We start from the raw sequence: 19,878 nt of genomic DNA on the forward strand, positions 1-19,878 counted from the left end.
CCGCATGACGTTGACACGCGCCCGAACCCCGTCCTACTCTCACCGCGACGCGAGTAGGCAACAGACTCCGTCCGTGTTCTCCCCGTTGCAGGCCGGCGCGGCTTGCGACCGCTCGGCAATACACCGAGCGAAACGGAGCGGACGATGCGAGCGGTTCGTCATCACGTCCACGGCGGTCTCGACACGCTGGTCGTCGACGACATCCCCGTGCCCGAGCCGGGACCGGGCGAGGCGCTGATCCGGGTCGAGGCCTGCTCGGTCAACTACCTCGACATCCAGCAGCGGCGCGGCCCGGCCCTCATCCCGGGCTTCCAGCTCCCGCACACGGCCGGTATGGACGTCGCCGGCGTAGTTGAGGCACTCGGCGTCGAGGGCGGTGACTCGGTCGCGACCGGCACGCGCGTCGTCGTGAACCCCGCGGTGCCCTGCGACAACTGTGACACCTGCCGGTCGGGCCGCGACGGCCACTGCCCCCACGCGAAGGTCATCGGCGGCACCATCCCCGGCGGTTACGCCGAGTACGTCGTCGCGCCGGTCGCGAACCTGTACCCGGTGCCGGACGGGCGCGACCTCGTCGAAGCGGCCGTCGTGCCGACGATCTGGATGACGGCCAACCACGCGTTGCACGTCACCGGCCGCGCGGCCGCGGGCGAGACCGTGCTGATCCACGCCGGCGGCAGCGGAGTGAGCACCGCAGCGATCCAGCTCGCGGTCGCGGCGGGCCTGCGCGTGATCTCGACCGTGAGCCGGCCCGAGAAGGTGGACTACGTCCGCAAGCTCGGCGCCGAGGTCGTGATCGACACGTCGACGCAGGACATCGTCGGTACGGTCCGCGAGGCGACAGGCGGACGCGGCGTCGACCTGGTGCTCGACCACGTCGGCCCCGCGACCTGGGCCGCCGGGATCTTCAGCCTCGCGGCGCGCGGTCGGCTCGTGTTCTTCGGCAACACGACCGGCGACATCGTCGAAACGAACCTCGTCTACGCGTACCACTTCGGCCTGCAGCTGCTGGGCTCCGACCCGTACGACCGCGCGGAGTTCGCACCGGTGCTCGACGCGTACTGGAACGGCGGTTTCGTGACGCCGATCGACAGCGAGTTCGCGCTCACCGACGCCCGCGCGGCGCAGGAGAAGCTGGAAACACGGCGCGCGACCGGCAAGGTCGTGCTGCGGCCATGAGCGGTCCGGCTCCCGTCTGGGACGTGATCAACGGCTATGCGGCGTACTGGGCGCTGCACGCGGCCGTCGAGCTCGGGCTGTTCGACCACCTCCCGGCGACCAGCGCCGAACTCGCCGAAGCAACAGGCGTCGCCGACCCGGCCGACGTCACGCTCCTCGCGCAGCTGCTCGCGGCGAAGGGTCTGCTCGAGACCGACGGCGAGCGGTGGAGCAACTCCCCGGCCGCGGAGCGGTTCCTCGTGACGGGGTCGCCGGCGTCGATGGTGGGGTTGGTGCGCCATTCGCCCGGTCCGAAGCAGGGGTGGCCGGAGCTGGCCGAGACGATCCGTAACGGCCGGCCGGCCGAGGAGACCGCGGATGCCCTGAACGCGCTCTACCCGGAGCTCGTCGCGGCCACCGCGGCCACCCAGGCCGCGGTCGCCCGCGGTGTCGCCGCCGAGCTGCGTACTCGCGGCCTCTGGGACGGCACCGGCCTGGTTGTCGACCTGGGCTGCGGTTCGGGGGCGTGGCTGGAGGGCGTGGGAGCCGAGAACGCGATCGGCGTCGACCTGGCTCACGTGGTGCCAGCTGCACGAGCGCGTGTTCCCGGGGCAAGCTTCCTCGAAGGCGACTACCTCGACGTCGACCTGCCGGCAGGCAAAGCGAACGTCGTGATCCTCGCCCACGTGCTCCGCGCCGAATCGGACGAGCGCGCCGAAGCGCTCCTCGACAAAGCCCTGCACCTCCTCGCCGACGCCGGCGTCCTCCTCGTCGCCGACTACTTCCGTCCTCCGAACGGCGAAGACACCACCACCTACGCCGACGCCGTCCACGACCTAACCCTCGCGCTCACCATGCGCGCCTCGACCCCCGGCCGAGGCCTGAGCGAGCAGACCCTCGCCGCCTGGTGCGCTGCCCGCGGCGCCCACACCGACGCAGTCGTGGAGCCCGTTCCCCGCCAACGCGTGCACCTGATCAAACGAGGCACCAGATGAACAAAGCCGACACGCTCATCGTCCACACGACCGTCGTCAGCATGAACGACGAGCGGCACATCATCACCGACGCGGCGGTAGCGATCCAGAACGGTCTGATCGCCGCCGTCGGCAAGACGGCCGACGTCGAGCAGGAGTGGTCGGCGGACGACGTCCTCGACGGACGCAGGTTCGTCGTGACGCCCGGCCTGATCAACACGCACGTGCACGCCACGGGCGAGCCGCTGACCCGCGGTTTCGTGCCGGACGACACCCCGTTCATCGAGAACGTCTTCGAGTGGCTCACGCCGATCCACACGTACTACAGCGAGGAAGACGAGCACATCTCCGCGCAGCTCGCCGCGCTCGAGATGCTCAAGTCGGGCACCACGACGTTCCTCGAAGCCGGCACCGTGCGCTTCATCGACCCGGTCGTCGAGGCGCTCGGCGAGATCGGCATCCGGGCCCGCGTCGGACCGTGGGCCTGGGACCTCGTCCAGGACTACGACGTCCTGAAGATGGACACCGACACGGCCATCGCGACGCTCGAAGACTCGATGAACCGGCACGCGTCGGCCTACGACGGACGCATCCAGGCCTGGCCGATCATCATCGGGCACACCTGCTGCAGCGACGAGCTGTGGAAGGCCGCCAAGGAGCTGTCGATCCAGCACGGCACCGGGCTGAGCTTCCACATGTCGCCGGCCGCGATGGACCCCGAGGGTTTCCTGGAGAAGTTCGGCCAGCGCCCGATGGTGCACCTGGCGGAGCTCGGCGTCTTGGGCCCCAATGTGATCCTCACCCACGCCGTGCACGTGGACGACGAGGAGATCGCGCTGCTGGCCTCGACCGGGACGAGTGTTTCGCACTGCCCGACGACCGCGCTCAAGGTCTCCTACGGCGTCACCCAGATCGGCAAGTTCCCCGAGATGGCGGCGGCCGGCGTGAACGTCGCGATCGGCACCGACGGCAACAACGCGTCGAACTACCACGACCTCATGCGTGCGACCTACCTCGTCGCCGGCCTGTTCAAGGACGCGCGACGCGACGCGACGATCTTCCCCGCCGAGACGGCTTTCGCGATGGCGACGCGCAACGGTGCACGTGGCCTGCAGGAAGCCGACCAGCTCGGCTCGATCGAGGTCGGCAAGCAGGCTGACCTCGTGCTGCACGACACCGACCGCCCCGAGTGGCGTCCGCTGCACAACGTGGCGAACCAGCTCGTGTGGTCGGCCGACGGCCGTGGCGTGCACACCGTGTTCGTCGGCGGGCGTCGCGTCGTCGAGAACTACCGCCTGACCACGCTCGACGAGTTCGACCTGCTCGAGCGGGCGCAGAAGGCCGGCGAAGGCATCCGTCGCCGCTCCGGGCTTCCCGACCGGGCCAAGTGGCCCACCATCTGAGAGGACGAAAAAAATGGCTCAACTCACCGAACCCCGCTGGACGCACGTCGCGCTGCCGGTCACCGACTTGGACGCGTCGATCGAGTTCTACACGACCGTCACCCCGCTGGTGATCGTCACCCACAACACCGACGACAACGGTCGGGGCGTCTGGCTGTCGAACAAGAACCAGGTCGACTCGCCGTTCGTGCTCGTCCTGGCCGAGTTCAAGCCGGAGATCGGCAAGAACTTCGGCATCGAGCCGGGCAAGAAGGCCACCACCCTCGCGCCGTTCGCGCACATCGGCATCGAGCTGCCGAACCGCGAGGACGTCGACGCGGTCGCCGAGAAGGCGCGCGCCGCCGGCGCCCTCGAGTGGGAGCCGCGGGACATGGCCGCGCACATCGGCTACATCTGCGCGGTGAAGGACCCCGACGGCAACACGATCGAGTTCTCCCACAACCAGAAGGTGTTCTCCACGATCACCGAACTCTGGGGCTGAGTCCTCCGGCCGGCGTCCCGAGGGGCTCGTACCCTCGGGACGCGCCCCGGTCAATTGATCAAGCAGCTCACGACCGCGTACGGCCCCGAGCTCGTGTTCTCGGTGAGCATTTCATCGCCGCGGAAGATCTGGCAGGTGATCGTGCCGTTGTCGCCGGATTTGCGCTGGGCATTCATGTTCTGCCCGACGACACTCGGCCCGTCGACGGTCGTGCTCCACGGCAAAGGCTCGGTGACCTGCGAAATCTGGAAGTTGCCGTCCATGTAGCTGATCATCGCCGAGCCTCCGCCAGTGACCTTGTAGGTGATGTCGTCGGTCGCGGCTTCCGCTTCGGTGGGTTCAGCCGCGGGCTGCTGCGCGTCGTCGGCCGGCGCCGTAGCGGGTGCCTGACTTGATGACTTCGCGGTGTCGACGAGGGTGGTCTTGTCGTCGGTGCCGCCGCTGATCGCGCCGACAATTCCGGCGAGGACACAGACACCGACGAGGCTGGCGGCGATGATGCCGATGATCTTTCCGGCGCCGGCCTTCTTCGGCGGGGGAGCCCCGTAGGCGGGCTGGCCGTAGGCCGGTTGCGGCGCGGACTGCCAGCCGGGCTGCTGGGGTGGCTGGCCATAGATGTTGCCGGATCGGCGCGGGTCGTAGGGCTCGTGGTTCGGCGGTCCACCGTAGGTGGCGCCCCGGTACTGCTCGTCGTCGCGGCGGTAGGGATCGTACGGTGCGGTCATGGGAGCCGACGCTACGAACGCGGATCCCCACGCGGCTTCCGGTTGTTGACGAATCAACCTTGACGGGCTGGATTCGAACCGACCCGATCAGCGGAAATCAACCGTCTACTGTGTAACGTCGCCGAACGGCTAACCTCTGTTCAGGGGTCAAGGGGTCGCAGGTTCAAATCCTGTCAGCCCGACAACGGCGAGGGTTTCCGCAGGTCAGATGCCCTGTGGGAGCCCTTTTTCGTGTCTGTGGAAGTTCGTCGAGGTCAAGCGCGCCGCTGTTGGACCCCTTTACTCGACGGGTTTCGAATCGATGACTTTGCTGAATCTGAGCGCTCTGACGGCCGGTCTGACGCCGGCCTGGAGCAGCTACCTGCGTGACTGGGACCGGTCGCTGCGCGTGGCGAACCCGCCTGAGACGACCCGTTACAACTACCTGCTGGCCGCGGCTCAGCTGGCTCGGTCAGGGTGCCGTTCGAGCCGGACCCTCCGATAGTGCGGATCGACTCCTCGACCAGGGTCGAGCAGGTTGCTGTTGTTGGTGACCTTCAGTTGCCGGACGACGGGCACTACTGAGGAGCGCATCCTCATCGCTGTCCGCCGCTGCCGAGCAGTCGGTAGGCGCGGAGACCGTTATGTGGCACTTGGTGCGGAGGGAACGGTGCGCGGCTGTACACGGGGAGCAATCGGGTGTTGAAGCGTCCGCGCATCGCGGCCGAGCGTTCCGGCAGTGCTGCAATCTAAAGAACGGTCATGCGGTGCGATACGGGGTGTCAATCTACAATCCCACCGCTGCGTCGCCGATCCACCATGGACGCGGTTCAGGAAGCCGTCTGGTTGCGTACTGAAACGAGGGCTTTGTCGCGTTTTGGGATCGATTCGCGAATCCCTGCTTGGCCCCTGAAAAGAATGCGCGAGGCCGAATGCTAGCGTCCCGCCGCATGTGGGGGAGAACTCGGATATTGACATTATTCGTGGTGGCGGCTCTCGTGTTAGGAGGCTGCGCTTCGGCGCGGTCACCGCACGGCAGTCCGGCCGGTCCGGCTGCTTCGCCGTCGGCTTCTACGCCAACCACTCAGGCAATTGTCGAGCCGGTCGGCTCCGCGGTCGACGTGGCGGTGTCACCGAAATCGCGCTTTGACGCGGCGATTCCGGACGTCGTCCGGATCACCGCGCCGCAGGGGACATTCTCGGGCGGCGGCACGGTGACGATCCGCCGCCAGAAGGTGAAGTTCGCGGCGAATAGCGGGCTGATCGCCGCAGGCGATGGCATCGATGTTGTGTTCGACGACACGTCACTGCACAAGCCGCTGACGCTCACTTTCACCGCTGGGCCTCGCCCCTCGCCGGAGGCCATCCCGGTCATTGCGCATCAAAGCGACGCCGGGTTCTGGGATTACCGGCCAGCCACCGTCGATGCTCACGGAAACTTCACGCTGACCACCACGGACTTCTCGATAAACATCCCCACCTGGGCGAACCCGCTCGCGTGGTGGCGGTCGTTCAAGTCTGCTCTCGCCTCGGCGGTTGGGGGCCGGACGTCGCCGATCACCTGTAGCGGTCCGCCTTCGTGGTTCCATCTCGACGCAGCGCACAGTGGTCTCGTGCACGCGTGCGCTAAAACCAATACCTACAAGGGAGCGGCGGTAGCCGAGATTCAGATCAAGTCGAACCGGGGCGTTTCGCTTCAAGTCGATGTACCCGGAACGCCCTCGTACGTCTGGGTCAGCAACATGACCTGGGAGCAACGCCAAGCGCTCGGCAGCAAGTACGACTTCAATCCCAACTGGAAAGTTCTGCTGCAGCCCGGCGAATGGATGACGGTCGGGTATAAGCGAACGACCATATCTAGCCCATACTCATTTTACGTCTCCGGTGCGACGGCTCTGGCGGCCGGCGACACCTTCGCCCGACAGATGATCGGCATGGTCCTTGGTGGCGGCACGGAGAACATCGCCAGGGTTCTCGTAGCGGAAGGAAACTGCATCGGTGATCTGGGCGCCGACCTCGGCGGCTCCCACGTCGGCGTCAATTCCGTGTTCGGCTTCTTGGACTGCTGGCGCCAAGTCCTCAACGAGGAGATCGTCGGTGGTGGGCTCTCGAAGTTAGGAGTGAAGCAGGCGAAACTGCTCGCCGCTCGCGTCGCAATGCTGATCACTCTGTGGCCGATCTATCAACTCGGATTCGGAAACGTGTTCGACGAGATCCACGGGTTGCTGACCAACGGCGAAAGCCAACGCGTCAACTACCGCAACGACCCTGCACCGGTCGCACCGCCGCCGGTCGACCCGGCGCCTGTGAACCCGGCGCCTGCAGGCCCGGTCCCGGTGAATCCGGTGCCCGTCGATCCCGCGCCAGCTGATCCGGCACCTGCTGATTCTGCATCTCAAACCTATGCAGAGACCGTTGGTGGACCGACCCACACCTGGTCGAACCATGTGAACGGTGGCGGCACCGAAGGCCCGCTGATCGCTGCATACCAGACAGTTCAAATCACTTGCTGGCTACCCGGCCTGGCGGTCGCCAACGGCAACACCAACTGGTATCGGATCGCGTCGCCCGGCTGGAACGACACCTTCTATGCGTCGGCGGATGCGTTTTACAACAATGGATCTACCAGTGGCACGTTGAAGGGCACGCCCTGGGTCGATCCTGCGGTCCCGCGCTGCGCATGATTCAACCGCGGCGCCCGAGGCAGCACTCGGGCGCCGGCATACGGGCCGCCGCGCTGCGAAGGCTGCACCGCTCGATATTGCGGAACATGCACGCTGCCGGATCAGTTGGTGCGCAACGCGATTCGACGGTGAGCACCTCGACGAGCGCCCAAACGCCATGAGGGACTGCTGAGGGTTTGGTTGACTCTTTGACCTGTGAGGCCTTGGCCTCGCTGGGTGGATCAGTCCACGCCCAAGCCGTTCCCGAAAGAGTTCCGGGCTGATGTCATCGCGGTCGCCCGTCAGGGCGACCGCACGATCGCCGAAGTCGCACGCAGCTTCGGCGTCTCCGAGTCCTGCCTGAACCGCTGGCTCAAGATTGCCAATCGCGAAGAAGCCGCGGCCGGAGCCTCTGCCAAGCCATCGGCGAAGCCGACCACCGAGAGTGCTCTCGAGGCGGAGAACCGTGAACTACGACGGCGGACCAAACAGCAGGAACAGGAGAACGAGATCCTGCGGCGGGCGACGGCTTACTTCGCCCGCGACGTCCTCCCAAGATGATGTTCCCGCTGGTCCTCGACCTTGCCGCTGATGGTGTTCCGGTTGCGGTGACCTGCCGGACGTTGGGCTTCTCTAAACAGGCCTTCTATCAGTGGAGGTCCCGGCCGGTCACCGACCGGGACTGGGCCGACGCGCACCTGATCAACGCCGCTATCGATATCCACCACGATGATCCTGAGTTCGGCTATCGGTTCATCGCCGACGAACTCGCTGATCAGGGCGTGGTCGCCAGCGGCAACCGGGTAAACCGGCTCTGCACCCAGCAGCGGCTGTGGTCAGCTCACGCCCGCAAACGCGGACGCAACCGGCGGCCTGGACCGCCGGTCCATGACGATCTGGTCCGGCGCGAGTTCACCGCAGCGGCACCCAACCAGGTCTGGCTGACCGACATCACCGAGCACCCGAGCGCCCGCATGACCTCTGACCTGGCAGTCAACGCGCTGCGCAACGCTGTCGCCCTGCGCGGCCGGGCCGAAGCGATCGTCCACTCGGACCGGGGCAGCCAGTTCCGGTCCCACGCCTACCTTCAGGCGCTGCGCGACGCCGGGCTGCGCGGGTCGATGGGCCGGGTAGGGACCTGCGCGGACAACGCCGCGATGGAATCGTTCTTCGCGCTGCTGCAGAAGAACGTCCTCAACCGGCGCCGCTGGCTGACCCGCCAGGAACTCCGCCTGGCGATCGTGACCTGGATCGAGAAGACCTACCACCGCCGCCGGCGCCAGAACGCTCTCGGACGGCTCACTCCGATCGAATACGAGACACTCCACCAGACCGCTCACGCGGTCTGACTCCACCTACCGAAACGAGTCAACGGAAGTCTGGGCAGTCCCCAGGCTAACTATGGCGGCCCCGCTGGCTCTCTGCCTGCCGGGCGTAAGCGTTGACCTCGCCGATGATGGACTTCGCGGGGCGCCGCGAGACGGGCGTCGGAATCATGCGGCCGATTGTGGTAGCGGGCCGCGGTTAGCGTCGACAGAACACGTAGGCCTGACCCTCGCGGGAGTCGGACCGTTGTGGTCTGTCGTGATCCACCCAGGACGGGTCGGGGGGCTGAAGCGTAGCCGGTTGCTGTTGCGCCGACGGGATGAATGACTTTGGGGTCCGGTCGAGGTAGCCGCGCGGGCTATCGGTGATCGGGAGCACCGCTCACGTCCGTCACCATCGCCGCGGGAGGAAGCCGTCGCGAGGTGAGATGGCGTGGGGCCGATCGGCGCGCTATTAGGCTGGATCGGCTGGTCGTTCGGCCCGTCGGTCCGGTCGGCGGAGCATTATCTGCGGTGACGCGTACCGTCGGGATATAGCTGCCGAATACCTTGGTCGTGGTGGCGGCGGTGACGTCGACCTGCCGGCATTGGTCTCGGTCTCGGAGATCCGCGGGCCGACCGCAGCTCAAGCCACTACGCGTGGGCGATCGCGATCGTCGGCTTGGTCGCGATCTCCGCCGGCGCACTGCGGCTCAAACGGCTGGAGAGAGCGCGCCGAAACCTTCAGCTCGCCAGCAACCTCGGCCAGCGGCCGGTTCCAAGCCATACGGGAATTGAGCTGATGGACACGGACTCCTTTACTCGGGCGAGTTACAGTGTGCGCGACCTGGGGCAACATCCACGAGCACGTCGCTGGGCCCGCCACTACTGGGGGTCAAGGGCGGGGATACCGTGCCCGATGTGGATATCGACACCTCGGTAGTGCACTCCGCTCGCCGCTACAACTACTGGCTCGGCGGCACCGACAACTTCCCCGTCGACCGCGAGTCCGGCGACGCGATCGCCGCCCGGTTCCCCTCGGTCCCGCTGGCGGCGCGCGAGAACCGCGCGTTCCTGCGCCGCGCGGTCAAGGCCCTCTCCGAGCTGGGCGTCCGCCAGTTCCTGGACATCGGCACGGGTATCCCGAGCGCCGGCAACGTGCACGAGGTCGCACCCGACGCGCGCGTGGTCTACGTCGACAACGATCCACTCGTTCTGGTGCACGCGCAGCGACTCCTCACCGACGCGACCACCTACCTCGAAGGCGACTTCCGCGATCCCGAGCAGATCCTCGCCCGCGCCCGCGAAACGCTCGACTTCACCCAGCCGATCGGGCTGATGCTCGTGGCGATCCTGCACTTCGTCAAAGACAAAGACCAACCGCACAAGCTCATATCGACGCTACTCACGGCACTGCCGCGAGGCAGCTATCTCGCGGTCACCAACGCCACGCTCGACTTCGCCCGCCCCGAAGACGCCGCAGACGCGCGGCGAATGCTCGGGCACGAGATGGAGTGGCGCTCGGCCGACGAGCTCGCGCGGTTCTTCGACGGGCTGGAACTCGTCGAGCCCGGCATCGTGCCGGTGAGCGACTGGCGTCCCGAGGATGGCGTTCGGCCCGACCCGGCCGAGGTGTCGTCGTACGGTGCGGTCGGGCGTAAGCCTTAGTCGTTCTTCCGCTCCGACCGCAGCGCGAGCGGCACACCGACGATCGCGGCGGCCAAGGCGACGAAGACTCCGACCCACAGTGCAGCGCTCATGCGCTGCACCGTGCCCCGAACCGGTCCGGTGACAAACATCGTCGTCAGCCGATCGGTGCGCGAGAGCGGGATCCGCTGGTAGCTGACAGTCGGAGGGTGATCGGGATCAGGACGCCCGCTACGCAGGCGGCGGCGGTTGTCGCGAGCAGGGCGTAGCCGCCGACGCCGACGAGGAGGCCGGACGCCGCACCGCCGATCGCGGCGGCGAGCGCCATCCCGACCTCGCCGATCGCTTCCGCGCGCGGGCGATCCGCCGGGGCGGTGGCGCGGATCAGAGCAGCACTGCCGGTGACGGTGGCCGCGCTCCAGCCCAGGCCCAGCAGCGCGACCGCGGCCGCGAGGCCCAGCGTCGACCGGGCGGCGAAGGCCGCGAGGGAGGTCGCCGACAGGAGCGTGGCGGAGGCGACGGCAGCCCCACCGCCGATTCCGAACCGGTCGACGATCCATCCGCTGAGCGGTGCCGGCGCGAACATCGCCGCGATATGGACCCCGACCACCGCGCCGACCAGCGCGAGCCCGCCACCCACGTGGTGCAACTGCACCGGCGCCATGGTCATCACCCCGACCATCACCAGGTTGGCGACGGCGAGCAAGGCGACGGCGGGCCCGATCCCTGCGCCGCTCCGGCCGCGGTCCGCCCGCTCCGCCACGAGCGCCGAGGTGGTCAGGCCGGCCGGTGACGGCGGCGTGGCGGCCGGCCAGAGGGCTGCGGCGGTCAGGAAGGTCAGGGCGGCGAGCGCGAAGGCGGTGGTGTAGGTCGGTAACGAGGCCGCCTTGTCCAGGGCTGCTGCCGGGGCGAGGAGGTTGGGGCCGGCCACCGCACCGACCGCCACGGCGGCGAGCACCGCCGAGACCGCCCGCGCTTCGCTGCCGCGCTGACTGACGTCGACTGCGGCGTAACGGCTGAGCGACACCGCTGCCGCACCGAAGCCGGACGCGAAGCTCCCCGCGAGGACGAGAGCGACGCTGCCGAAGGCGGCGGCAGCGATCAACGCGAAGCATCCCGCCGCCCCGACCAGCGCACCGAGCGCAAGACCGACCCCGCGCCCCCGCGACGACCACCGCCCGATCAACGGCGCCGCTCCCGCCGTGCCGAGCACCTGCACCGTCTGCGGCAACCCCGCCGCGACACCCCCGGCCAGATCGTTGGCCAGCAACGTCGCCGCCACGCCGATCACCGTCTGGGCGAGCCCGCCCACCGCACCCGCTACCCACAGTCGTTTCATGCTGGAAACGCTAGGTTTGGGCGCGCTCGGCGAACATGGCCGTCGCCCATGCGTTTGGCTCGTCCGCCTTCCGTTCGCCAGGCTGAAACGATGAACCCCTCACGGACGGAAAACGCGCTGGACGACGTCGATTGGCGCATTCTCGACGAGCTGCAGAAGGACGGCCGGCTGTCGTTCAACGAGTTGGGTCGACGGATCCATCTGTCGTCCCCGGCCGTCGCCGAACGGGTGCGCAAGCTGCAGGAGAGCGGCGTCATCACCGGCTACCGCGCGACAGTCGATCCGGAGCGCGCCGGCTACGGCGTCACCGCGTTCATCCACCTGCGGTGCAAGCTGGGCAGCTGCCTACTCCGCACGAGCCGCGCCGCGGACTATCCGGAGATCGTCGAGGTGCACAAGCTCAGCGGCGCCCACTGCACGATCCTGAAGCTGCGGGCGACGTCCCTGCTGCACCTCGAGGGCGTCATCGAACAACTCGGCCTGCACGGCGAGCTCACCACCCACGTCGTGCTCTCGACGCAACACCAGAACGCCGTCGTGACCCGTACCGACTCCGTGGAGCGCCCCGTGACGCCCGCGGACGGTTGGACCGTGAGCTAGGAGCACTGCGCGACGAGCGCTGCCCGGGCGCCGGCTCCGGGGAGGTCGGTGTCGAGTTCTCGCCCCAGGAGCCCGGACAGACGCGGAACGACGTTCGGCAGCACGGCGACCGTGCGCAGGTCGTCGCCGGAAGCAGTGAAGGCGTTGGGCATGCGGCACCAGTTCCACCACACGTCGTCCGCCGCCTCCGAGCGGGGATCGGAGACCCTCTCGAGCGCGTGCCGGAGGCGCGCGAGCTCACCGCGCCGTAGCCGGGCCACGGCGAGCCGATCGTCGGGGTCACCGAACAGGCGGTAGAGGTCGAGGCGGGTCACGGGACCGGCGGGCAGCGCCGCGACGGCGCCGTCGAGCGCACCCTGCGTGGTGTGCTGGCTGGCCAGAACCAGGCCTGCGTCGGCTCCGGTCGCGTCGCGGAACGCCGCAGCGAGCAGGTCCGGGAGGTAGTGGCGTGCGCCGGTGCGGGAGAGCCAGGTGTGTCGGCTTTCGCCGACCACGTCGGTGGTGTCCGGTTGCCCCGTGCCCGGGACGCGGAAAAATCCACGAACCACAGGCTTCCGGTCGACGTCCGGCAGGTCGACGACGAGCACGGCGGACGCGAAGATCGGAGCGTGCCCGGCGGGCGTGCCGGACAGGGTGCCGATCCAGCCGGCGGGGGTGTGGCCGCCGATGATCAGGTCGACGTCGGAGGCCCACGCCGCCGTGGTGCGGGCGAGGCGGGTCGTGCGCCGGCCCCCGGGCCACCAGTCGACGCCGTCGTGCAGCAGGACGACCACCCGCTCGGCGCCCTGATCGCGGAGTTCCGCGGCCAACGCGCTCACCCGGTTCGACCGCTCGGGCGTCGGTGCGGACGTGAACAGGTGGGTCGCGGGGTGGGTCAGGCCGATGACGCCCAGCGGTCCGGCGTCGGTACGGAGCAGCACGGAGCCGGGCAGACCGACGTCGACATTCGCGCAGAGCAGCGGGAACCCGAGCGCGGCGGCGGCCGATCGCAGAGCTGGAACCCCGTCGTCGAACTCGTGGTTCCCGGCCGCGGCCGCGGCGATCGGCAGCGCGCCGAGCTCCGGCCACGGTCGGCGGCCGAGGAGGGCCTTCGTTGGGCCGACCGCCAGGTCACCGGCATCGAGCCAGACTGCGGGTACGCGTTCGGCGGCGAGCAGTGCCTCGACTCCGGCGCAGGTACCGGCCGTGCCGAAGCTCGTGCGCACCGGGGTGAACGCCGCGCCGAGATCCGTGGTCGCGAGGATCCGGAGGGCGGTGCCGGGAAGTGGCGGCGGCAGCGGCATGCGTCGGGGCTACCCGTAGAGGCAGAAAGGATGCCCGGCGGGGTCGGCGAAGACGCGGTCGGTCAGCGGGGTGGCCCCGTGCGCGAGGACGCGCTCGGTGGCGACATCGAGATCCTCGACCCGGACGTCGAGGTGCGCCTGCTGCGGAAACGCCGGATCCGGCCAGCGCGGCGGCTGGTAGCCGGGCACCGGCTGGAAGCACACCGTCGTGCCGTCCTCGGCGACGACGTCCGCGGCCACCTCGTTGTCGTGGTCGATCCGCATCCCGAGCAGCACCGAGTAGAACCGTGCCGCCCCCGACGAGTCGGCGACGTCGAACGAAACCCACAGCCGGCTCATCGGCGCGACCGACCGGCTCAGACACAGGTCGACGACGTGGCCGGCGGGGTCGGTCAGCGTCACCCAGTACGGGCCCCCGCCGATGCGCTGGGCGCCGAGAGCCACAGCTCGATCGGCACCCTCCTCGAGGTCCTCGACGTCGAGATCGAGGTGCACCTGGTGCGGGCGGTCCTGCCCGGGCCACTCCGGCGCCCGGTAGTCGGGCGCGTGCACCCCGAAGCCGTGGCCGGACGGCGTCCGGAGCGTGATCACGTCCGGTTCGGTGGCCACGATCGGCCACCCGGTGAGCGTCGTGTAGAACTCGGAGAGTTTGTCGATGTCGGGTGCGTCGAAAACCACGCGGTCGAGCCGTCCTATGTGGTTCATGGTGTTCATTGTGCCGGGGCCACGTTTGGTGCTGGTCACCCCGGGCATCCGGCCGACATGAGCTTCATGGACAAGGCGAAGGACTTCGCCGATAAACACGACAAGCAGGTCGACCAGGGCATCGACAAGGCCGGTGACCAGGTCGACGAGCGCACCGGCAACAAGCACTCGTCACAGATCGACAAAGGCGTGGACGCCGCCCAGCAGCACACCGGGGCCGGCGACACTCAGCCGTAGGCCCCGGCCGGCGCCCCGGGGGCGGGAGGCCCCCGGGACGCTGCGTGCCTAAGATCGCTCTTTCGTCAGGCGCAGAGTGCGTCCTCGATCAGCTTCAACGCCACATCCTGCGTCAGCTTCGGTGCACCCGGCAGCGGCTTGAGCGAGTCGGTGTTCATCGAGACGACGACGCTCCGCGTGCCCTTCTCGTTGGCGCCATTACGCGTCTTGAAGCCGTGGATGTCACCGCCGTGCGACCAGGTCAGCCCACACGAGCTGGGCGCGGACATCAGGCCGAGTCCGTACCGGGCGCCGGGCCAGATCGCTTCGAACGGCTTCGCGGCGACCGTCTTCTTCATCTCGGCCAGCTGCGCGGGCTTGAGCAGCTTGCCCGAGAGCAACGCCTGCAGGAACCGGTTGCCGTCCTTGGTCGTGCTGATGATCTCGCCGGCCGCGTCACCCCAGGTGGAGCTGAGTTCGGTGGCGTCGATCGGCTCGCCGTACTTCGGGTCTTCCGGCGTCGCGCCCGAACCGGGGAAGCGCTCGTAGCCGATCGCGTGCGGCTGCGGAACCGAGTGGTCGGTGCCGGGCGTGCTGGTGTCCCTCAGGTGCAGGGGCTGGACGATCCGCTTCTCGACCTGGTCACGCCAGTCCTCGCCGGTGACCTTCTCGATGAGCAGACCGGCCAGCACGTAGTTCGTGTTCGAGTACGTCCAGCTCGAGCCCGGTGCGAACAGCGGCTTCTGCTTGTTGCTCAGCGCGACCAGCTGCTCAGCCGTGACGTCCTTGAAGCGGTTGGCCTGAAAGCCTTCCTTACTGCCGAGGAACGCGAACTCTTCAGCCGCCAGGTAGTCGGGAAGGCCGCTGGTGTGCTGCAGCAGCTGACGGACGGTGATGTTCTTCCCGTTGTTCACCGTCTTCGGCAGATACGTCTCGATCGGGGCGTCCAGCGCGACCTTGCCCTCGCCGACCAGCTGCAGCACGGTCGTCGCGACGAACGTCTTCGTGAAGCTGCCGATCCGGAACTTGGCGTTCCAGGGCACCGGCTCCTTCGTCGCGGTGTTGCCGAAGCCGGCGCGGATCGTGGTGCTGCCGTGCGGCGTCGACAGCTCCGCGATCACGCCCGGTGCACCCTGCTTCAGGATCGCGTCCGCGTCGGCTTGAAGCTTCTTCTGGACGTCCGGCCGCGGGGTCGCCGTGGCCGTCGTCGCCGTTGCACCCAGTAAGGCGGCGGATGCCGCCACCATCACAAAGAGTCGTTTCATGCCGGTTGACGCTAGGGGGCGCCGTAGCGCTGAGTCATCGCCCTACGACGGCAACTGTCGTACCCCACTGGGGGTAGGACAGGACCCTCCGCCCGGGCGAGGCGGATTGTCGGTGGCCCCTTCTACGGTTGACCCGTGTCTGGAAACGCCAGGGCAATCATGATCGACGCGGTGCTGGCTGCCGTTCTCACGGCGGTGACGATCAGCAGCGTCACGTATCTACAGCCGGACGCGTACCTGCTGACGCTCGCACTCGCGGTCCTCACCGCGGCGCCGATCGTGTTACGGCAGGTCGCGCCCGTTGCCACGCTGAGTGTCGTGCTCGCTGCGCAGCTCGCGCTCTCGGTACTCTCCGGCTTCAGCTACCCCGAGGGTGGTTTCGCGGTCGTGATCGCCGCGTTCACCGTGGCGACGCAGTGCTCCCCGCGGGTGGCGGGGGTGATGTTCGGCGTGACTTTCACTGTCGTGGTGGGGACGGTCGTCGCGATGGCCGGGCACAGCCTTCCGCAGCCGGTTCTCTGGTCCGAGCTGCTGAAAGGGTTCGTGGGCATCGTCGTCGCCGGGGCGCTCGGGGTGAGCGTCAAACGCCGGGCCGAACAGACCGAACGCCTCGCCGCGCGCGCCGAACGGGCCGCGGCCAACGAACGTGTCCGCATCGCCCGGGAGCTGCACGATGTCGTCGCGCACCACATGTCGGTGATCTCGCTGCAGGCCGGGGTGTCGCGCTATCTGCTCGACACCGACCGGCCCGCGGCCCGCACCGCGCTGGCCACCGTGGAGGAAGCCAGCCACGAGGCGCTCAGCGAGATGCGTCGGCTGCTCGAGGTGCTGCGCCCCGAGGACTCGGGGAACGCCGACTACGAGCCGCAGCCGGGGCTCGCGGAGCTCGACGGGCTGATCGAACGCACCCGGGCCGCCGGGGTGCCGGTCGACGTGTCGGTGAGCGGGCGCTTCCGGTCGCTCGCGTCGGGCCCTGATCTATGCGCGTACCGGGTGGTGCAGGAGTCGCTGACCAACGTCATCAAGCACGCCGGCCCGGCCAGCGTCGACATTGCTCTGGACTACGGCGAGAACACCCTGATGCTGCGGGTGCTCGACGACGGTGTGGGGCAGGAGCCCGAGACGTCGTCGGGCGGCCATGGTCTGCGGGGGATGCGCGAACGGGTGGAGCTGTACGGCGGGGTGCTCACCGCCGGTCCGCGGGACGAGGGAGGGTTCGGCGTGGTCGCTCGACTGCCCATGGGAGGGGCTCGATGACGATCCGGATCGTGGTCGCCGACGACCAGGCGCTCATCCGCGGGGGCCTGGTGGCGCTGTTCACCGCGGCGCCCGGCATCGAGGTGGTGGGGGAGGCCGGCGACGGCGCCCAGGCGGTCGCGGTGGCCGCCGAGACGAGTCCCGACATGGTGCTGATGGACATCCGGATGCCGGTGCTCGACGGCATCGGCGCCACCCGCCAGATCCTCGCCGGTGCCATCCAGCCGCCGCCGCGGATCGTCGTGCTGACGACGTTCGACGTCGACGAGTACGTCTACGCGGCGCTCGGCGAGGGCGCGGCCGGGTTCCTGCTCAAGGACACACCGCCGGAGCGCATCCTCTCGGCCGTGCACACGATCATGGCCGGGGACGTGCTGATCACGCCGCGCATCACCCAGCGGCTGATCGAGAACTCGTCCCGGCACCACCGGGTGTCGGTGGTGGGGCAGCCGCAGCTGGAGTCGCTCACTGCGCGGGAACTCGAGGTGCTGCGCCTGGTCGGCATGGGCCTGACCAACACCCAGATCGCCGGGCGGCTGGTGCTCAGCGAGGCGACGGTGAAGACCCACGTCAAAAACGTGATGCGCAAGCTCGACCTGAACAGCCGCGCCCAGGCGGTCGTGGTGGCGTACGAGACGGGACTCGTCGTGCCGGGCGCGGCTGTGTAGGTCAGGACTTCACGAACTCCAGAAGGGCGGTGTTGACCTCATCGGCGTGCGTCCAGAGCAGCCCGTGCGGCGCCCCGTCGATCTCGACGTACCGGGCGTCGGGCACCAGCGCGGCGAAGCGCCGCCCGGTGGCGTCGATCGGCAGGATGCGGTCGCCGGTGCCGTGCAGGATCAGCGTCGGCTTCCCGGCGTTCTTGACGGCTTCGACGTCCTGGCGGAAGTCCTCGAGCCACGAGGACACCACGGCGTAGGCGGCGACCGGGGCGCTGCGCGTCGCGGTGTTCCAGCTCGCGCGCACGACGTCCTCGGAGATGCGCTTGCCGAGCGTCTCGTCGAGGTTGTAGAAGTCGGTGTAGAACTGGGTGAACCACGCGAAGCGGTCGTTTGTCGCGGCCGCCTTGATGCCGTCGAACACGTCCCCCGGCACGCCCTCGGCGTTGTCGTCGGTCTGCAGCAGGAACGGCTCGAGCGACGCGAGGAACGCGAGCTTCGCGATCCGGTCGGAGCCGTGGTTCTTCACGTACCGGGCCAGCTCGCCGGTGCCCATGGAGAAACCGACCAGGATGACGTCACGCAGGTCGAGGTGGGTGAGGACCGTGTCGAGGTCGGCGGCGAACGTGTCGTAGTCGTACCCGTCGGCGGCGTGCGAGGAGCCGCCGAAGCCGCGCCGGTCGTAGGTGAGGACGCGGTAGCCGGCGGCCAGCAGCGCGCTGGTCTGCTTCTCCCAGCTGTCACCGTCGAGCGGGTAGCCGTGGATGAGCAGGACCGGCTGGCCCGCGCCCTGGTCGGTGTAGTGGAGCGTCAGTTCGGTCGAGTTCTGGGTGCCGACAACGATGCTGCCCATCAGTGGTTCCTTTCGGGGACAACCGCGATCGCTTCGATTTCAATCTGCCACTCCGGCGAGGCCAACGAGGCCACCTGGGCGATCGTGTCCGCTGGAAAGGGCTCGGAGAAGAACTGAACCCGCCCGCGACGGTGCGACCGGTTTGGTCGATACCGGCCTGGCCGGAGACGAACACGAGGTTGCCGAGCGCGATCGCCTGCGAGATCGCGTACGGCTCGTACCGGTCGGGAGTGGTCGCGACTCTCTGCGGCGTTGCCGCTGTTGTGCTCATGAGGTCAGCGTCGTCACTGTCCCACGGAGCTGGCCCTGGAGGTCGTCGGAGGCAAGTGGAAGCTGGTGATCCTCGAACATCTCGCCGGCGGCACGCTCCGCTTCACGCAGCTGCAGCGCGAGATCCCGACGATCACCCCGCGGATGTTGTCCCGGCAGTTGCGGGAACTCGAAGCCGACCGACTGGTCCGGCGGACCGTGCACCCCGAGGTTCCGCCGCGCGTGGAGTACTCGCTGACGGGGACCGACCGCAGCCTGGCGCCGCTGCTGTCGGAGCTGCGTGCCTGGGGCGAGGACTACGGGCGCCGGTACGCGTCGGAGGCTCCGTCACGCGAGGCCTAGCTCGGAGCCGATCGTCGACATCTGGAGTCGGAAGTAGGTCTCGTGGTCGTGGACGATGTTCTTCAGGTGACCGAACAGTTCGAAGCTGATGCTGCCGATGAGCTGGGTCCAGGCCATGAGCATGCGGGCGAGTTGCTCGTCCGTGAGGCTGGGCGCGGTGAGGGCGCGGAGGATACCGAAGTCGGTGTGCGTGGGTTTGCTCGCCGGTGCCGGGGCGTTCGTCGGGGCGGCGTCTTCGAGGAGTTCGAGGAGCAGCCGGGGGATCCGGGTGGCCGGGTCGATGGTGTCCTGGGGTGCGCGGTAGCCGGGTACGGGGCTGCCGAAGATGAGCGCGTACTCCTCAGGGTGGGCGATCGCCCAGGTCCGGGCGCCGGTCGCGACGGCCAGCCATCGTTGCGCGTGGTGTTTTCGCTCGACCGCTGCCTCGGCCTTTTCGGCGGCGTCGCCGATCGCGTCGTAGGCGTCGACGATCAGCGCGGTCAGCAGGTCGTCGCGGCTCGGGAAGTACCGGTACACCGCCGATGACGCCATGCCGAGTTCACGGGCCACCGCACGGAGCGAGAGGGCCGCGGCGCCCACCTCGGTGAGCTGGCGACCGGCGGCGTCCTTGATCTCGCGGGTGAGCTCCTCGCGTGCCCGTGCGCGAGCGGTTCGGGGGGCGTTCGGCATGTCATCACTATGGCCGTTTCGCGAGAGCACTGCAACGTCGAGAGAGCAGTGCTCTTGCTTTTTGGATTTGAGAGTGCGATCGTCGT

The 19,878-nt window shown here is 68.5% G+C and carries 20 protein-coding genes and 1 pseudogene; 13 read left to right on the top strand and 8 right to left on the bottom strand.

Annotated elements, in window-relative coordinates:
- The first annotated feature begins 144 nt into the window (after positions 1–144).
- The 4 genes from ACGFY5_RS24675 to ACGFY5_RS24690 are packed head-to-tail and all read left to right on the top strand — an operon-like array spanning position 145 to position 4,016.
- Entirely contained in the window at positions 145–1,179 is a 1,035-nt protein-coding gene (locus ACGFY5_RS24675) for a zinc-binding dehydrogenase (protein ID WP_392723257.1), read from the top strand.
- Complete coding sequence (locus tag ACGFY5_RS24680; RefSeq protein WP_392723259.1) at positions 1,176–2,153, top strand: methyltransferase; 978 nt, start codon at positions 1,176–1,178, stop codon at positions 2,151–2,153. The genes ACGFY5_RS24675 and ACGFY5_RS24680 overlap by 4 nt, the downstream gene beginning before the upstream one ends.
- Positions 2,150–3,535, top strand: a complete 1,386-nt coding sequence (locus tag ACGFY5_RS24685) for an amidohydrolase family protein (RefSeq protein WP_392723260.1) — start codon at positions 2,150–2,152, stop codon at positions 3,533–3,535. Before ACGFY5_RS24680 ends, ACGFY5_RS24685 begins: the two co-directional genes overlap by 4 nt.
- Before the next feature lie 13 nt (positions 3,536–3,548).
- Positions 3,549–4,016 carry a VOC family protein gene (locus tag ACGFY5_RS24690; protein ID WP_392723262.1) on the top strand — a complete coding sequence of 156 codons (468 nt, stop codon included), beginning with the start codon at positions 3,549–3,551 and terminating at the stop codon, positions 4,014–4,016.
- A gap of 50 nt (positions 4,017–4,066) precedes the next feature.
- Here the strand turns inward: ACGFY5_RS24690 and ACGFY5_RS24695 are convergent, their stop codons facing one another.
- Positions 4,067–4,741: an MmpS family transport accessory protein gene (locus ACGFY5_RS24695; RefSeq protein ID WP_392723263.1), complete on the bottom strand. Its 675-nt coding sequence runs from the start codon at positions 4,739–4,741 to the stop codon at positions 4,067–4,069.
- A gap of 301 nt (positions 4,742–5,042) precedes the next feature.
- Between ACGFY5_RS24695 and ACGFY5_RS24700 the strand changes: the two genes are divergently transcribed.
- The 4 genes from ACGFY5_RS24700 (at position 5,043) to ACGFY5_RS24715 (ending at position 10,355) form a co-directional block, all read left to right on the top strand.
- Positions 5,043–5,225 (top strand): hypothetical protein, encoded by a 183-nt coding sequence (locus tag ACGFY5_RS24700; RefSeq protein WP_392723265.1) that lies wholly within the window; start codon positions 5,043–5,045, stop codon positions 5,223–5,225.
- Positions 5,226–5,706: 481 nt separating this feature from the next.
- Positions 5,707–7,404 (top strand): hypothetical protein, encoded by a 1,698-nt coding sequence (locus tag ACGFY5_RS24705; protein ID WP_392723266.1) that lies wholly within the window; start codon positions 5,707–5,709, stop codon positions 7,402–7,404.
- A gap of 216 nt (positions 7,405–7,620) precedes the next feature.
- A protein-coding gene (locus tag ACGFY5_RS24710) for an IS3 family transposase (protein WP_392723268.1) occupies positions 7,621–8,732 on the top strand; the annotation gives its coding sequence in 2 pieces (ribosomal slippage) (positions 7,621–7,933 and positions 7,933–8,732; 1,113 coding nt in all).
- An 876-nt stretch (positions 8,733–9,608) separates the two neighbouring features.
- Positions 9,609–10,355: an SAM-dependent methyltransferase gene (locus ACGFY5_RS24715; protein WP_392723269.1), complete on the top strand. Its 747-nt coding sequence runs from the start codon at positions 9,609–9,611 to the stop codon at positions 10,353–10,355.
- A gap of 136 nt (positions 10,356–10,491) precedes the next feature.
- Here ACGFY5_RS24715 and ACGFY5_RS24720 read toward each other — a convergent pair whose 3' ends face one another.
- Complete coding sequence (locus ACGFY5_RS24720) at positions 10,492–11,673, bottom strand: MFS transporter (RefSeq protein WP_392723271.1); 1,182 nt, start codon at positions 11,671–11,673, stop codon at positions 10,492–10,494.
- Between the two features lie 90 nt (positions 11,674–11,763).
- On the opposite strand from ACGFY5_RS24720, the gene ACGFY5_RS24725 reads away from it, so the two are divergent.
- Complete coding sequence (locus tag ACGFY5_RS24725; protein ID WP_392723273.1) at positions 11,764–12,273, top strand: Lrp/AsnC family transcriptional regulator; 510 nt, start codon at positions 11,764–11,766, stop codon at positions 12,271–12,273.
- On the opposite strand, the gene ACGFY5_RS24730 is transcribed toward ACGFY5_RS24725, so the two are convergent.
- Together ACGFY5_RS24730 and ACGFY5_RS24735 are read right to left on the bottom strand one after the other, a co-directional pair.
- The gene (locus ACGFY5_RS24730; protein ID WP_392723275.1) at positions 12,270–13,556 is read right to left on the bottom strand and encodes a metallophosphoesterase; all 1,287 of its coding nucleotides are present in this window, start codon (positions 13,554–13,556) and stop codon (positions 12,270–12,272) included. The genes ACGFY5_RS24725 and ACGFY5_RS24730 overlap by 4 nt on opposite strands.
- A 9-nt stretch (positions 13,557–13,565) precedes the next feature.
- The gene (locus tag ACGFY5_RS24735) at positions 13,566–14,261 is read right to left on the bottom strand and encodes a VOC family protein (protein WP_392723276.1); all 696 of its coding nucleotides are present in this window, start codon (positions 14,259–14,261) and stop codon (positions 13,566–13,568) included.
- Between the two features lie 57 nt (positions 14,262–14,318).
- On the opposite strand from ACGFY5_RS24735, the gene ACGFY5_RS24740 reads away from it, so the two are divergent.
- A complete protein-coding gene (locus ACGFY5_RS24740; RefSeq protein ID WP_392723278.1) occupies positions 14,319–14,498 on the top strand; it encodes an antitoxin in 180 nt (59 codons plus the stop codon).
- 65 nt (positions 14,499–14,563) lie between these two features.
- Here the strand turns inward: ACGFY5_RS24740 and ACGFY5_RS24745 are convergent, their stop codons facing one another.
- On the bottom strand, positions 14,564–15,742 hold the full coding sequence (locus tag ACGFY5_RS24745) for a serine hydrolase domain-containing protein (protein ID WP_392723280.1): 1,179 nt from the start codon (positions 15,740–15,742) through the stop codon (positions 14,564–14,566).
- Between the two features lie 135 nt (positions 15,743–15,877).
- On the opposite strand from ACGFY5_RS24745, the gene ACGFY5_RS24750 reads away from it, so the two are divergent.
- Positions 15,878–16,999 carry a sensor histidine kinase gene (locus tag ACGFY5_RS24750; RefSeq protein ID WP_392723281.1) on the top strand — a complete coding sequence of 374 codons (1,122 nt, stop codon included), beginning with the start codon at positions 15,878–15,880 and terminating at the stop codon, positions 16,997–16,999.
- Positions 16,996–17,667: a response regulator gene (locus ACGFY5_RS24755; protein WP_392723283.1), complete on the top strand. Its 672-nt coding sequence runs from the start codon at positions 16,996–16,998 to the stop codon at positions 17,665–17,667. The genes ACGFY5_RS24750 and ACGFY5_RS24755 overlap by 4 nt, the downstream gene beginning before the upstream one ends.
- 1 nt (position 17,668) lies before the next feature.
- Here ACGFY5_RS24755 and ACGFY5_RS24760 read toward each other — a convergent pair whose 3' ends face one another.
- Both ACGFY5_RS24760 and ACGFY5_RS24765 read right to left on the bottom strand, forming a co-directional pair.
- Positions 17,669–18,511, bottom strand: coding sequence for an alpha/beta fold hydrolase (locus tag ACGFY5_RS24760; protein ID WP_392723285.1), 843 nt, complete (start codon positions 18,509–18,511; stop codon positions 17,669–17,671).
- Positions 18,511–18,782: pseudogene (locus ACGFY5_RS24765) on the bottom strand (RidA family protein). The gene ACGFY5_RS24760 and the pseudogene ACGFY5_RS24765 overlap by 1 nt, the downstream one beginning before the upstream one ends.
- A gap of 65 nt (positions 18,783–18,847) precedes the next feature.
- Between ACGFY5_RS24765 and ACGFY5_RS24770 the strand changes: the two are divergent.
- A complete protein-coding gene (locus ACGFY5_RS24770) occupies positions 18,848–19,123 on the top strand; it encodes a winged helix-turn-helix transcriptional regulator (RefSeq protein ID WP_392723287.1) in 276 nt (91 codons plus the stop codon).
- Here the strand turns inward: ACGFY5_RS24770 and ACGFY5_RS24775 are convergent.
- The gene (locus ACGFY5_RS24775) at positions 19,109–19,792 is read right to left on the bottom strand and encodes a TetR/AcrR family transcriptional regulator (protein WP_392723289.1); all 684 of its coding nucleotides are present in this window, start codon (positions 19,790–19,792) and stop codon (positions 19,109–19,111) included. The genes ACGFY5_RS24770 and ACGFY5_RS24775 overlap by 15 nt on opposite strands.
- Between the last annotated feature and the right edge of the window lie 86 nt (positions 19,793–19,878).

The sequence above is a fragment of the Cryptosporangium sp. NPDC048952 genome (assembly GCF_043197895.1).
GTDB lineage: Bacteria > Actinomycetota > Actinomycetes > Mycobacteriales > Cryptosporangiaceae > Cryptosporangium.